This is a genomic window from Glycomyces tarimensis (genome assembly GCF_054776215.1).
The window spans coordinates 168,847-182,159 of sequence record NZ_BAAHCB010000001.1; the positions used below are offsets into that span (position 1 = coordinate 168,847).

Below are 13,313 nucleotides of genomic sequence, written 5' to 3' on the forward strand. Positions count from 1 at the left end.
TGAGAGAGCGGACTACACACCGGATCGCTTGAGGCCGAAGGATACCGGTTCACGGCCTCGGCCGCCACACGCGGCGAGGGGGCGGGGAGCGCGAGTGCGTCCCCCGCCCCCTCGGGCGGTCGTTCCCCGGCGTTAACTGCAGCCGCTCGTCGCGCCGCAGCCCTCGCAGGCGTAGCACGAGCCCGCCGGCCGCATCGGCGTGCCGCAGCTCATGCACAGCGGCGCGTCCGCGCTCCTGGCCTGGGCCGAGTGGAGGACGTCGGCCCGCGACGGCTTCGACTCGAGCTTCAGCTCCTGCTTCACGGACTCCTCGATCGGCGCGGAGGTCCGCATCTGGTCGAGTTCGGCCTCGGATTCCGCGGCGACCTTGGCCGGGTCCTCGCCGTTGACCTCGGCCGTGCGCTCGGCGGTGGTGAGGATGCCCAGGGCCGCGCGGTCCTCGTACGGCAGGTAGTCGAGCGCCAGGCGGCGGAAGACGTAGTCGACCACCGAGGACGCCATGCGGATGTCCGGGTCGTCGGTCATGCCGGCCGGCTCGAAGCGCATGTTGGTGAACTTCTCGACGTACTTCTCGAGCGGCACGCCGTACTGGAGCGCGATCGAGATCGAGACCGAGAGCGCGTCCATGACCCCGGCGAGGGTCGAGCCCTGCTTGGACATCTTGAGGAAGACCTCGCCGAGCCCGTCGTCGGGATACGAGGAGGAGGTGATGTAGCCCTCCGCGCCGCCGACGGTGAACGAGGTGGTCTGGCTCGGGCGGCGCTTGGGGAGCTTGCGGCGCACCGGGCCGTGCACGGTCATCTCCTCGACGACCTTCTCCACGACCTCTTCGACCTTGGCGTCGATCTCCTTCTTCTTCGCCGACAGCGGCTGGCCGACCTTGCAGTTGTCGCGGTAGACCGCGAGGGCCTTGAGGCCGAGCTTCCAGCCCTCGAAGTAGACCTGCTCGATGTCCTCGACCGTGGCGGTCTCAGGCAAGTTCACCGTCTTGCTCACCGAGCCGCTCAGGAACGGCTGGACCGCGGCCATCATCTGGACGTGCCCCATCGGGGCGATCGAGCGCTCGCCCATGGCGCAGTCGAACACCGAGTAGTACTCCTGGGCCAGGTGCGGCGCGTCCACGACGTGGCCGTGCTCGGCGATGTAGTCGACGATCGCGGCCGTCTCGTCCTCGCCGTAGCCGAGGCTGGAGAGCGCGCGCGGCACGGTCTGGTTGACGATCTCCATGGAGCCGCCGCCGACGAGCTTCTTGTGCTTGACCAGCGCCAGGTCCGGCTCGATTCCCGTGGTGTCGCAGTCCATCATGAAGCTGATGGTCCCTGTTGGCGCCAACACCGAGGCCTGGGCGTTGCGCCAGCCGTTGACCGCGCCGATCTCGTTGCCCTTGGCCCATTCGGCCTTGGCGGCGTCGAGGACCGTGGCGTCGATGTCCCCGAAGGTGCGCACGTCCTCGCACGCGGCGGCGTGCTTGCGCATGACCCGCTGGTGCGGTTCGGCGTTGCGCTCGTAGCCCGCGTAGGGGCCGACTGCGCCGGCGATCTCGGCGGAGCGGCGGTAGGACGCCCCGGTCATCAGCGAGGTGATGCCGGCGGCCAGCGCGCGTCCCTCGTCCGAGTCGTAGGCGTGGCCGGAGGCCATGAGCAGGGCGCCGAGGTTGGAGTATCCGATGCCGAGCTGGCGGTAGTCGCGGGTGGTCTGGCCGATCTTCTCGGTCGGGAAGTCGGCGAAGGAGATCGAGATCTCCATGGCGGTGATGACGAACTCGACGGTCTTGACGAAGTGCTCGACGTCGAACGAGCCGTCCTCCCCGAGGAACTTCATGAGGTTGAGGCTCGCGAGGTTGCACGACGAGTCGTCCAGCGACATGTATTCCGAGCAGGGGTTAGACGCGTAGATGCGGTCGGTGTTCGAGTTGGTGTGCCAGTCGTTGATGATGTCGTCGTACTGGATGCCCGGGTCGGCGCATTCCCAAGCGGCCTCGGCCATCTTGCGGAAGACCTCGCGGGCGTCGCGGCGGGCGATCTCCTTGCCGTCGAGGCGGCCGATGAGCGGGTAGTCGGTGCCCTCTTCGACGGCGCGCATGAACTCGTCGGAGACGCGCACGGAGTTGTTGGCGTTCTGGTACTGGACCGAGAACATGTCCTCGCCGCCGAGGTCGACGTCGAAGCCGGCGTCGCGCAGCGCTCGGATCTTCTCCTCTTCGCGGGCCTTGGTCTCGATGAAGTCCTCGATGTCGGGGTGGTCGACGTCGAGGACCACCATCTTGGCGGCGCGGCGGGTGGCGCCGCCGGACTTGATGGTGCCGGCGGAGGCGTCGGCGCCGCGCATGAAGCTGATCGGGCCGGAGGCGTTGCCGCCCGAGGAGAGCAGCTCGGAGGAGGCGCGGATCTTGGAGAGGTTGACCCCGGCGCCGGAGCCGCCCTTGAAGATCATCCCCTCTTCCTTGTACCAGTCGAGGATCGACTCCATCGTGTCATCGACACTGAGGATGAAGCACGCTGACACCTGTTGCGCCGCTTCGGTCCCGACGTTGAACCACACCGGGGAGTTGAAGCTGAAGTACTGGTGCAGCAGCAGCCAGGTGAGCTCGTCGGCGAAGATCTGGGCGTCCTGAGCGGTGGCGAAGTAGCCGTTCTTGTCGCCGGCGTTGTGGTAGGCGTTGACGACGCGGTCGATGAGCTGTTTGAGGCTCGATTCGCGCTGCGGCGTGCCCACGGCGCCGCGGAAGTACTTCGAGGTGACGATCTGGGTGGCGTTCTGGCTCCAGAATTCGGGGAACTCGACGCCGCGCTGCTCGAAGTTGACCGAGCCGTCGCGCCAGTTGGTCATGACGACGTCGCGGGACTCCCACTTGACTTCGTCGTACGGGTGCACACCCTCCGTTGTGAACACACGTTCGACTCGTAGTCCCTCTGAAGGCCGCTTGGCGCCCTTCTTCGCGCCCTTGGCCTCTGCGGCGCCGTCGGCTGTCTTGACTGTCTTCGGCATGTCTCCTCGCCCCTGTCTGCTCATGCCCATGATGTGGTTTTCGCTGGTTGTGATGGGTGTTCGCACTGCTAGCCGCTATGATTGGCGGCGTGCTGCTCACGCAGCTGGATGATGGCGGCCTCGAAGTCCTCGAGCGATTCGAAGCTGCGGTAGACGCTGGCGAAGCGCAGGTAGGCGACCTCGTCGAGCCGCCGAAGCGGTTCGAGGATGGCGAGGCCGACCTCGTTGCTCGGCACCTCGGCGACGCCCCGCGAGCGGATCGCGTCCTCGACCGCCTGTGCCAACTTCGCCACGTCGTCGGCGTCCACGGGCCGCCCCTGGCAGGCCTTCATGACCCCGGTGGCGACCTTGCTCCGGCTGAACGGTTCGGTGGCGCCACTGCGCTTGACCACGGCGAGGACCGATTCCTCGACGGTGGTGAACCGCTTCTCGCACTCCTGGCAGACCCGCCGACGCCGGATGATCTTGCCGTCCTCGGCCTCTCGGGAGTCGACCACTCGGCTGTCCGGATGACGACAGTAAGGGCATCGCATCGCTACGCTCTCCTTCTCGGCAATCATCGCGTCGGGGTCCGACGGTCTCGAGGTCACCCGTTCGGGTCCGGCGCTCGCGCCGGGTGGGGTTCAGTCTGCCTTCGGCGCGTGCGCCGGGCGCGGAAACCCCAACACCTAGTGAGAGACGATACATCAAACCACAAGATCTAGGGTCTATCCTACTCCGATTTGGCACATCGCGATCTTGGAGCGGTCCTCAGCTCACCACACGGCGCCCCGGAGAGCGCCGAGCGAGGCGGAAACGACGAGTCGCGGCACATTCAGGCGAGTGCGGCGACACGCCGAAGTCGCACGAATGTTTGACTTGACACTGAGCCTGAGTTACATTGTCGGAATCAGACATACCGTCCCATTTGTCTTACAGGAGCTTCCTGTGGCTAGCGAGACCACTACAGCCCGACCGAAAACGCGCAAGCTGACGCGTCGGCAACAGCAAGTCCTCGAGTACATCGAGGAATTCATCAACAACAAGGGGTATCCGCCCAGCGTCCGAGAAATCGGCGCCGAAGTCGGCCTCGCGTCGGCCTCGAGCGTCGCATACCAGATGAAGCAGCTCGAACGGAAGGGCTACCTGAACCGGCTGGCGGGACGCCCCCGCGCGGTCGGCGTCAAGCAGTCCACGCCCGGCGGCGTCCAGACCTGCTCACAGCATCCGCGCCCGCGCTACGTGCCGATGGTCGGCGAGATCGCGGCCGGTCAGCCGATCCTCGCCGAGGAACGCGATTACGACGTCATGCCGCTGCCGGCGGAGTTCGTCGGCGAGGGCATCCACTTCCTCCTGCGGGTGAAGGGCGACTCGATGATCGAGGCGGCCATCACCGATGGGGACTGGGTCGTGGTGCGTCAGCAGCCCGACGCGCTCAACGGCGAGATCGTGGCCGCCATGATCGACGGCGACGCCACGGTGAAGACGTGGAAGCGCAAGGGCGGCAAGCCCTGGCTGATGCCGGCCAACCCGCTGTACGACCCGATCGACGCCTCCGAAGCCGAGATCCTCGGTCGTGTGGTCGCCGTCCTCCGCAAGATCTGACCCAGCACACCCGGTTCGAACAACCCAGAGCGCGCGTCCGCACCAGTGAGTGGGTGCGGCGCTAGCGCCCCCGGCCGTACGTACCAGCTTCAGGCGGGCCCCAGAAGTCGTCATCCGACTCCGGGGTCCGTTCGTCGTTGCCGCCGTAGACCCGCCCTCCCGGCGAGGGGCTCGAGGACTGCGCCCCGTACACGGAGCCGGACGGCTCGCGCGGCGCACCGTAGGTGCCGCCGACGGGCTGCGCCGGAGGCCGCTGCGTAGGTGCCACCTGAGGTGGCGGCGGCGGTGGCGGCGGTGAGCCGGCGGCGTCGTTGTAGATGCTGCCCTGCCCGGCGCCCTCGAAGGCCCCGTACTGCGGCTCGGCGCGGGCGCCGCCGTAGACCGGACCGGCCTGTTCCGGTTTCGGCGCGGGGGGCGGCGGGGAGGCGGCCGCGCCGTAGACGTTCCCGGGGGGTTCCGCGGCCGGTTTCGCGCCGTAGACGCTGCCGGTGGCCTCGGGCCGCTTGGCCCCGTACACGCTGCCCCCCGGCTCGGCCTTGGAGGCGCCGTAGACCGCGCCCGAGCCTTTGGCGATGCTGGCGACCTCCGGATCGGGCTGGCCGGCGTCGAGTCCCAGGTCGATCGGGTCGGGCGCCGGCGGATCGTCCCGCACCTCGCCGAAGACCGATTCCTCCCTGGCGACGTTCATCTCGCTCTTGTCGTCGTCGCCGGCGGCGCGTTCGCGCCGGGACTTGCGGATGACGAGGATGCCGCCGAGCATCACCAGGAAGCCCACCACGGCGATCGCCGTGAGGATCCTGATGATCGTGGTGAAGCCGAGGTCGAGGATCCGATCGATGAGGCTCGGGCCCGCCTCTTCGGTCGCGGCTTCGTCGCCGGCGGCGGCCTCGGAGGTCTCCTCCGCGGCCGGGGCCGCCGGGGTGTACTGGGTGAGCCTGCCGACCGTGCCGTCCCCGTCGTCGACCGAGGAGAGGGTGACGAAGTTCCCGTCGGCGTCGTAGGTGATGTCCTCGGGCGTGCCGCCGTCTTCCAGCGGCGTGACCACCGGTTCCGTGCCCGTCAGCGCGCCGACGATGTCGCCGCCCTCGACGGTGTACTCGTAGGCCGCGTTCGCGGTGCGCAGCACGGCCTTGGAGCCGTCGGCGTTCAAGGCCGCGCCGGTGACCGAGCCGCCCTCGGCGAGCGTGACGGTGCCGGCGTTCTCCAGAGGAGTGTCGAACGCCAGGTTATCGCCGACGCCCCGGTAGATCGTCGTCTCGCCGTCGGCGGAGGTGAAGAACAGCGGGTAGTCCTCGTCCGGCTGGACGAGGAACGCCTCGACCTCTTCGGGGCTCTGGGGGAAGACGTAGCGGTAGATCGCGTAGTTGGCCTCGTCGCCCTGCATCAGCTGGGTGATCGCGATGGAGTCGCGCTCCAGGGCCTGGCCGGTGTCGGCCACCCACATGAAGCCGTCGGTGTCGAACGCCAGCGCCTGCGGATCGCGCGGCTGGTGCTCGATGAAGGACTCCTCGGCCTCGCGGACGTTGCAGTCGGAGCCGACTCGGATGATCGACAGGGTCTCGTTCTGGTTCTCCCCGGCGGGGACGATCCACCACCCGTCGCCGTCGTGGGCGGCGACGATCCCCGAGGGGCTCCTCAGACGGTCGTCATGCAGGTCGCAGATGGCGGACCCGCCGCCCGCGTCTTCATCCTGGGCATGGGCCGGTACCGCGACCATCGCCAGCGCGGCTCCTGCCGCCCCGGCGACGAGACGCGTTCTCCAAGCAGGACGTATCCCACGGCGCTCTCGCATCAGGCAAGTGTTCCAGAACACGCCTGCACGATAGCCGGAGGCCTTTGAGACATGTTCGGGACCACGGAAACTCAGTGCGATTCGAGGACGAAGGGCCGCAATTCTCCCGCCAGGGCGGGGTCGACGCGGACCGTCATGACGGTGCCGTCGCCGCGGTGCTCGGTGGCGAGCACCTCGCCTCGCGAGCGCATCCGCGAGACCAGGTCGCCGCGGACGTACGGCACGCAGACCGTGAGGGTGACGTTCGGCTGGGGCAGCGCCCGCTCGATGGCGTCGCGCAGCTTGTCGATGCCTTCGCCGGTGCTCGCCGAGACGAACACGGCGTCGGGCCAGTCCGAGCGCAGTTGCAGCAGCCGGTCGGGTTCGACCGCGTCGAGCTTGTTGACCACGAGCAGCTCCGGGACCTCCTCGGCGCCGACCTCGGCGAGCACCTCGCGGACCGCGTCGGCCTGGCCGACCGGGTCGGCGTGGGAGCCGTCGACGACGTGGAGGATCAGGTCGGACTCGGCGACCTCTTCGAGCGTGGAGCGGAACGCCTCGACCAGCTGGTGGGGCAGGTGGCGGACGAAGCCGACCGTGTCGGACACGGTGTACTCGCGGCCCTCGGAGGTGCGGGTGCGCCTGGTGGAGGTGTCGAGCGTGGCGAACAGGGCGTCCTGGACGAGGATGCCGGCGCCGGTGAGGGCGTTGAGCAGGCTCGACTTGCCGGCGTTGGTGTAGCCGGCGATGGCGACGCCCGGGACGCGGTTGCGGGTGCGCGAGTCGCGTTTGGTCTCGCGGGTGACGGTGAGTTTGGCGAGCTCGCGGCGCAGTTTGGCGACCTTGGCGCGGATGCGGCGGCGGTCGGTCTCGAGCTTGGTCTCACCGGGACCGCGCAGGCCGACGCCGCCGTTGGAACCGGCGCGGCCGCCGGCCTGGCGGCTCATGGCGTCGCCCCAGCCGCGCAGGCGCGGCAGCAGGTACTGCAGCTGCGCGAGCTCGACCTGGGCCTTGCCTTCGGCGCTCTTGGCGTGCTGGGCGAAGATGTCGAGGATCAGGGCCGTGCGGTCGATGACCTTGACGTTGATCGCCTTTTCGAGGGCGATCAGCTGGCCGGGCGAGAGTTCGCCGTCGCAGATGACCGTGTCGGCGCCGAGCGCCTCCACGACGTCCTTGACCTCCCGGACCTTGCCGGAGCCGATGAACGTGCCGGGGTCGGGCTTGGAGCGGCGCTGGATGAGGCCGTCGGCGACCACGGAACCGGCCGTCTCCGCCAGGGCGGCGAGCTCGGCGAGCGAGTTCTCGGCGTCCTCGGCGGAGCCTTCGGTCCAGACGCCGACCAGGACGACCTGCTCTAGGCGCAGGCGCCGGTATTCGGCGTCGGTGACGTCGGCGAGTTCGGTGGAGGCGAGGCCGGACACTCGCCGGAGCGCCTGGCGAGCCTCGAGGTCGAGTTCGCCGGTGGACGGGGCTTGGGTGGTCGAAAATTCTTCGTTCAAGTTCTGGTACTCCATCTGCATTACCTCAAGCTTGACACGGACCGGCGGCAAGCAGAAGCGAATATCGCGTGTCGCACGTGGGACGTCTCGGTGGAATACGTACCGGCGTGTGCGGGATTGCAGGTCGGGGCGGCCACCAGGGGCCCTGGGCGCGGTCGGGGGAGGCCGGGGCGGTGGCAGAATTGTCGGTACTTGTTTTCGCGAGTCCACAACGTGGTGACTTTCTAGGAGTGGCATGACTTCTGCTCGACTGACCAGCGCCGGTTTCTCCATCACGGTCCGATTGGCGCTTTCGGCCGATCCCGGCGCGGCCGGGCGGCTCGCGACCGTCGTGGGGCAGGCCGGTGCCATCGTCACCGCGCTTGACGTGGTCTCCTCCGACAACAAGCGCATGGTCGTCGACCTGACCTGCGACACCTCCGACTCCGCGCACGCCGACCAGATCACGCAGATCCTCGACGCGATGCCGGACTTCGACGTCAAGAAGGTCTCCGACCGGACGTTTCTGCTGCACTTGGGCGGGAAGATCGAGGTGCAGCCGAAGGTGCCGCTGAAGAACCGCGACGATCTGTCGATGGCGTACACCCCGGGCGTGGCGCGGGTGTGCATGGCGATCGCCGAGAACCCCGACGACGCCCGCCGCCTGACCATCAAGCGCAACACCGTGGCGGTGGTCAGCGACGGTTCGGCTGTGCTCGGCCTGGGCAATATCGGTCCGGAGGCCGCGATGCCGGTCATGGAGGGCAAGGCGGCGCTGTTCAAGAAGTTCGCGGGGGTCGACGCCTGGCCGGTGTGCTTGAACACGCAGGACACCGACGAGATCGTCAACATCGTCACCGCGCTGGCACCGACGTACGGCGGCATCAATCTGGAGGACATCGCCGCGCCTCGCTGTTTCGAGATCGAGGCCCGGCTGCGCGAGAAGCTCGACATCCCGGTCTTCCACGACGACCAGCACGGCACGGCGATCGTCGTGCTGGCGGCGCTGACGAACGCGCTGCGCGTGGTCGGCAAGGAGTTCCAGGACGTGCGCGCGACGATCGTCGGCTGCGGGGCGGCCGGGACGGCGATCATGCGGCTGCTCGCGAAGGCCGGGATCGGCGACATCGTGCCGGTCGACCGCGACGGCGCTCTTCACCGGGGCATGGAGACCGACAACGAGACGTGGAGGTGGCTCGCCGACAACTTCAACAAGGACGGCTACTCCGGTGACCTGTCGGGCGCGGTCGAGGGCTCGGACGTGTTCATCGGCGTGAGCGCCCCGAACATCCTCAAGGGCTCGGACGTCGCGAAGATGGCCAAGGATCCGATCGTGTTCGCGTTGGCGAACCCGGACCCGGAGATCAGTCCGAGCGAGGCCGGGCGCTACGCGGCGATCGTGGCGACCGGGCGGTCCGACCAGCCGAACCAGATCAACAACGTGCTCGCCTTCCCCGGGGTGTTCCGGGGTTTGTTGGACGCTCAGGCGCGCGGCTGGAACGACGAGGCCGCGCTGGCGGCGGCCCGGGCGATCGCGGACTGCGTCGGGGAGGACGAGGTCAACGCGACCTACATCGTGCCGAGCGTGTTCGACTCGCACGTGGCGCCGGCCGTGGCGGCCTCGGTCAAGGAGTCCATGCGCTGAGAGCGGGGCGGGTCAGTCGCATACCTCGATCGAGCCGTAGTCCAGGCCTCGCAGGTGCTCGGCCCATTCGCGCTCGGTCAGCGACCGGTCGGTGCGCGCGCACAGGGTCTCGTAGGGCGTGGTGAGGAAGCCGAGGTCCTGGCGGAAGAGCGTGCCGTCGGAGGCGAGTGCGAAGACGGCCTCGCGGGCCGGGACGTGGAGCTGCGCGAGCGGTTCCCCGGTCATCGCGAGCGAGACGAGGTGGGCTCCGGTGTCGGCGTCCCACACCTCGGTCGTGCGGTCGCTCTCCGAGGTCTGGGCGATGTGCCGCCCGCTGTTGGTGAAGCTCGCCCCGCCGCCGAGGCCGAAGAAGGACACGCCCGGGGCGGTCGGCTCGTCCAGGGTGCGCAACTCGCCGGTGTCGAGGTCCCACACCATCGGCGTGTCGTCGCCGAGCGCGAGGAGGCGCGAGCCGTCGGGGCTGTACTGGAGCCCGGAGGTGGCGGAGAAGTCGCCCGTGATCTCGTCGGTCATGGCGCCGTCTGCGAGGTCCCAGATCCTGATGGCGTTGTCGTTGACGGCGGCGACGGTCGCGCCGTCGGGGCTGTAGGCGATCGTGGCGTGGCCGAACATGGCGGTCTCGCCGTTGACGGGCTCGATCACCAGGCGCTCTTCGCCGCTGTCGGCGTCGAGGATCGCGGCGTGATCGTCGAGGTCGAGTCGGACCGTGTCGCCGTCGGAATGGTTCTCGCCGTCGACGACCGTGATCCATCGGCCGTCGGGGCTGTAGGAGACGTGCGCGATCCAGTCCTCGGTGTCCCAGTGGACGTCGATCGGCTCCCCGGTGGCCAGGTCGAAGCGGCGGTGGCTGCCGGCGTCGACGATCATGAGCGATTCGCCGTCGGGATGGAGGCGGACGAGACGGCCGGGTGCTTCGGGCTCGTCGAACAGCGGCGCGCCGGCGAGGCCGTCGCCGTCGAGCTTCCATACCTTCGTTCCGGCCGCGCCGGTGATGGCGATCGTCGTGCCGTCCGCGCTGAAGCTGAAGTCGAGCGCGTCGGGGTACGCGGTGTCGAAGGCGGTGACCTGGGTCATGTCGTCGGTCCGGACGTATCGGACCTCGGATCCGACCGCGAGCGCGATGACCGAGCCGTCGGCGTCGACGGCGGCGTCGCCGATCCGGTCGGTCATGCCCATCGTCCGGATGGGGCGGCCGAGCTCGAGGTCGATGAGCGAGACGGCGGTGGTGGACCATTCGAGCATGTAGCGGCCGCCGTCGCTGAATCGGCGATCGCCCGAGCCGGTCCAGATCCGCTCGGGGTCGGTGTCGAGTCCGGCGGTGGTCCAGACGCCGTCGGCGGTGCCGATGAGGTAGGCGCCGAGGTCGGTGCTGAACGCGACCGAGTCGATGTCGCCGACGCTCCAGGGCGGGGCCGGCGACTGGGCTTCGGAGGCCGGGTCGATCGCGATGAGGGTGGAGTCGACGGCGACCAGGAGCCCCTCGGGGCCGTAGCCGAAGCCGGTGGCGTCCGCGGGGATCTGCACGACGTCGCGTTCGCTCAGGTCGGCGGGGTCGAGGAGGTGGACGCCGTCGGCGGTGCTGACGGCCAGTTCGGCGCCGTCCGGGCTGAAGGCGAGGTCGTCGGCGTCGAGGCCGTCGACGCCGGCGGTCTCGGTGCGGCCCGTGACGTCCCATACGACGAGGTCGCCTTCGCCGCTGCTGCTGACGAGGGTCTCGCCGCCGGGGGCGAAGGCGATCTGTTCGACTTCGTCGACGTGGGGTTCGGCGGTGTAGTCGACCGGGTCGTCGAGGGCGCGGGCCATGGTGTTCTCGTAGGCGGCGTCGGGGTCGATCTGCCATGCGGCCGCGGCGAGCAGGCGGGAGAGGTCGCCGTCGCGGCCGGCGTTGTCGGCGCTGGCTTCGGCGAGGTCGTCGGCCAGGAGCCGGTTGCGTTCGGCCGTGAGCTCGGTGTTGGCGGCCTCGGCGACGCGGTTCTGCTGGAAGGCGATGCCGGCCGCGGTCAGGGAGACGGCCAGGAGTGCGATCAGGGCGACGGTGACGAGGCGTCGGGTGCCCGCGCGGCGGGCCGCGACTCGTGCGGAGGCGTCGAGGAACGCCTCGACGCCGGCGTTCCACTCGCGGTGGGTGTCGGGGTTGGACTTCCAGACGGGCCTGGTGCGCTCGGCGGCTTCGAGTTTGGCGCCCTGGTAGAGGAAGGAGGGTTCCTTGCCGTGTTCGAGCCATTCGGCGGCGTCGTCGGCGACCTCGGTGAGGAGGGCCCGGTGCATGCGGTCCTCTTGCAGCCAGGTGTCCAGCCGCTTCCAGGAGCGCAGCAGCACATCGTGGGCGATTTCGACGGAGTCGCCGACCATGACGACGAGCCTGGCGGCGGTGAAGGTCTCCAGGACCGGGGCCGCGCCGGGGAGTTCGGCGAGCAGGGCGGAGCGGGCGGCGCGGCGGCGGGAGACCTCGCCGTGGCGGTCGATGACGGTCAGGCGCCGGAACGCCTCGGCGGCCAGCGCGCGCTGACGGGGGTCGAGGTCCTGGTAGACGCGTTCGGCGCCGGCTTCGATGGCGCGGCCGACGCCGCCGATCTCGTTGTAGGCGGCGCGGGTGAGTCGGGCGCCGTCGCGGCGCTGCCACAGCGAGAGCATGGTCTGCGACAGCAGCGGGAGCGCTCCGGCGGTGTAGGCGCCGCCGCCCGCGGCGCTGCGCAGGTCGGCGAGGAGGTCGTCGGTGAGGCCGTCGTCGATGCGCAGCCCGGCCGCGGCGGCGGGCCCGGTGATGACCTGGCGCAGTTCGTCGGGTTCGGGCGGTCCGACGACGAAGGAGTGGCGGCGCAGGATCGGGATCATCGCGGGGATGGCGGCGCAGCGGTCGATGAAGTCGCCTCGGACGCCGATGACGACCACGCCCGAGGGGTCGCCGCCGCCGGAGGCGATCGCGAACAGGGCGGTGATGAACGCGTGCCGCGCGGTGTCGTCGCGGGTGAGGGTGAAGAGCTCTTCGAACTGGTCGATGAAGAGCAGCAGGCGGCCGGAGGCGCGGACGCGGTCGCGGCGGTCGGGCTCCATGCCGTCGGTGTGGGTGAAGACGGCTTGGCGGGCGTAGAGGTAGGCCTGGTCGGGGCGTGAGGCGAGGGTGTTGCGGATGGATCCGGCGTCGGTGCCGCTGAGTTCGGCGAGGCGCCGGGCGAGGTTCTCGAGCGGCTTGGCCCCTGGGGTGGTGGTCAGTACCGGCCAGTCCTGGGAGCCGGGCACCGGGAGTTGGCCGTTGGCGATGGCGGGAATGAGCCCGGCGCGGATCAAGGAGGACTTTCCGGCGCCGGAGGCGCCGGTGACCACGGCCATGCCGGTCTCGGTCAGGCATGCTTCGAGGTGCCCGGTGAGTTCGGCGGTGAGGCGCGAGCGGCCGTAGAACACGGCCGACTCGTCCTCGGAGAACGGCCACAGGCCCCGGTAGGGGGGCTCGTGCTGCCAGCGCGGGTCGGGGCGTTCCTCGGCGGGGCCGGTCGCGTCGATGCCGGCGGTGAGGCCGACGAGCTGTTCGCGGACGAGCCGCAGCTGGACGGCGCGGCGGCGGCCTCCGTCGGTCTCGATGCGGCGGCGGGTCTCCTGCCGGTACAGGTCGTCTTGGAGCGCGTCGATGGCTCGGTGGACGTGGAGGACGAGGTCCCCCGGCTCGGCGAAGTCTGCTCTCAGGCGCGAGAGCGCGCCGCTGGTGAGTTCCCGCAGTCCCTCGCCGTCGGTGTCGACGGCGGCGTCCAGGACCGATTCGAGTGCCGCTCGCACATCGCCGCGGGGTTGGTGCTCGTCGGGGGCTTCGAAGGGGGGCATGGGGTCAGTCTGTCAGACCGCGTCCAGTGCC

The 13,313-nt window shown here is 69.6% G+C and carries 7 protein-coding genes; 2 read left to right on the forward strand and 5 right to left on the reverse strand.

What is annotated here, in order from left to right:
* Positions 1-132: 132 nt before the first annotated feature.
* Entirely contained in the window at positions 133-2,988 is a 2,856-nt protein-coding gene (locus ACYVK3_RS00810; protein WP_460495332.1) for a vitamin B12-dependent ribonucleotide reductase, read from the reverse strand.
* A 68-nt stretch (positions 2,989-3,056) separates the two neighbouring features.
* Positions 3,057-3,521: a transcriptional regulator NrdR gene (gene nrdR, locus ACYVK3_RS00815; protein ID WP_460495333.1), complete on the reverse strand. Its 465-nt coding sequence runs from the start codon at positions 3,519-3,521 to the stop codon at positions 3,057-3,059.
* 394 nt (positions 3,522-3,915) lie between these two features.
* Between nrdR and lexA the strand changes: the two genes are divergently transcribed.
* Positions 3,916-4,572: a LexA family protein gene (gene lexA / locus ACYVK3_RS00820; protein WP_460495334.1), complete on the forward strand. Its 657-nt coding sequence runs from the start codon at positions 3,916-3,918 to the stop codon at positions 4,570-4,572.
* A 61-nt stretch (positions 4,573-4,633) separates the two neighbouring features.
* On the opposite strand, the gene ACYVK3_RS00825 is transcribed toward lexA, so the two are convergent.
* The gene (locus ACYVK3_RS00825; RefSeq protein WP_460495335.1) at positions 4,634-6,289 is read right to left on the reverse strand and encodes a hypothetical protein; all 1,656 of its coding nucleotides are present in this window, start codon (positions 6,287-6,289) and stop codon (positions 4,634-4,636) included.
* Between the two features lie 146 nt (positions 6,290-6,435).
* Positions 6,436-7,857 carry a GTPase HflX gene (gene hflX, locus ACYVK3_RS00830; protein ID WP_460495336.1) on the reverse strand — a complete coding sequence of 474 codons (1,422 nt, stop codon included), beginning with the start codon at positions 7,855-7,857 and terminating at the stop codon, positions 6,436-6,438.
* 220 nt (positions 7,858-8,077) lie between these two features.
* Between hflX and ACYVK3_RS00835 the strand changes: the two genes are divergently transcribed.
* Complete coding sequence (locus tag ACYVK3_RS00835) at positions 8,078-9,466, forward strand: NAD-dependent malic enzyme (RefSeq protein WP_460495337.1); 1,389 nt, start codon at positions 8,078-8,080, stop codon at positions 9,464-9,466.
* 12 nt (positions 9,467-9,478) lie between these two features.
* On the opposite strand, the gene ACYVK3_RS00840 is transcribed toward ACYVK3_RS00835, so the two are convergent.
* Positions 9,479-13,282 (reverse strand): nSTAND1 domain-containing NTPase, encoded by a 3,804-nt coding sequence (locus tag ACYVK3_RS00840; protein ID WP_460495338.1) that lies wholly within the window; start codon positions 13,280-13,282, stop codon positions 9,479-9,481.
* Between the last annotated feature and the right edge of the window lie 31 nt (positions 13,283-13,313).

What these genes read in the sequence shown, in the direction of transcription:
- ACYVK3_RS00810 (WP_460495332.1), bottom strand. Translation starts at nt 2,988, where the DNA reads ATGCCGAAGACAGTCAAGACAGCCGACGGCGCCGCAGAGGCCAAGGGC.
- nrdR (WP_460495333.1), bottom strand. Translation starts at nt 3,521, where the DNA reads ATGCGATGCCCTTACTGTCGTCATCCGGACAGCCGAGTGGTCGACTCC.
- ACYVK3_RS00825 (WP_460495335.1), bottom strand. Translation starts at nt 6,289, where the DNA reads ATGGTCGCGGTACCGGCCCATGCCCAGGATGAAGACGCGGGCGGCGGG.
- hflX (WP_460495336.1), bottom strand. Translation starts at nt 7,857, where the DNA reads ATGGAGTACCAGAACTTGAACGAAGAATTTTCGACCACCCAAGCCCCG.
- ACYVK3_RS00835 (WP_460495337.1), top strand. Translation starts at nt 8,078, where the DNA reads ATGACTTCTGCTCGACTGACCAGCGCCGGTTTCTCCATCACGGTCCGA.
- ACYVK3_RS00840 (WP_460495338.1), bottom strand. Translation starts at nt 13,282, where the DNA reads ATGCCCCCCTTCGAAGCCCCCGACGAGCACCAACCCCGCGGCGATGTG.